The following is a 703-nucleotide window of genomic DNA, read 5'->3' as shown; positions in this document are numbered from 1 at the left end:
AGGGATTTAACTACAGACCCTTTCCCATTTGTTCCTGCTACGGTGATGACGGGGCATGGAAAAGTAGTCAACCCTATTTTTTTGCCACATGGATAACGCGCGATAAACCTAAATCAATTTCACGACAATGAAGTGTATTAATATAATCCAGCCAATCGTTCATATCTCGCGGAGTCATCATTTTACTTCTCCTGTTTGGGGAGCCCTAATTACTATACTTGCATCAGGTGAATTCTGACAATTAATCCACAGAGGTTTAGACAGAGGTTTAAATTAAATTGTTTCTATGGGTTCCACATTCGGCTGAGGTCGGTGGGTTAATTTGGCAATTAGAGATGCTACGGTCAGTCTCAATTCACGACGATCCACTACCATATCAATGGCCCCATGCTCTAATAAAAATTCGCTGCGTTGAAATCCTTCCGGGAGGGTTTCTCGAATGGTTTGCTCAATTACGCGGGGGCCCGAAAATCCAATCAATGCATTAGGTTCGGCAATGATAATGTCACCTAACATGGCTAAGCTGGCAGAAACCCCTCCCATAGTGGGGTCTGATAATACTGAAACAAATGGAATTTGCTGTTTAGCTAACTGTGCCAATACAGCACCCGTCTTAGCCATTTGAAACAAGGAAAAGAGCCCTTCCTGCATTCGAGCTCCTCCGCTCGTTGAAAAACAAATAAATGGCCTTTCTTCATCCATG

Annotated in this window: 1 protein-coding gene; it reads right to left on the bottom strand. The window is 43.2% G+C overall.

The genetic code is table 11. The features are described from left to right. Nucleotides 1-273: 273 nt before the first annotated feature. Nucleotides 274-703, bottom strand: a 430-nt coding sequence (locus B1F79_RS02975) for an acetyl-CoA carboxylase carboxyltransferase subunit beta (protein ID WP_285896373.1), incomplete at its 5' end; no start/stop codon positions are given.

The sequence above is a fragment of the Coxiella-like endosymbiont of Rhipicephalus sanguineus genome (genome assembly GCF_018687865.1).
This window is presented reverse-complemented; position numbering and strand designations above follow the sequence as displayed.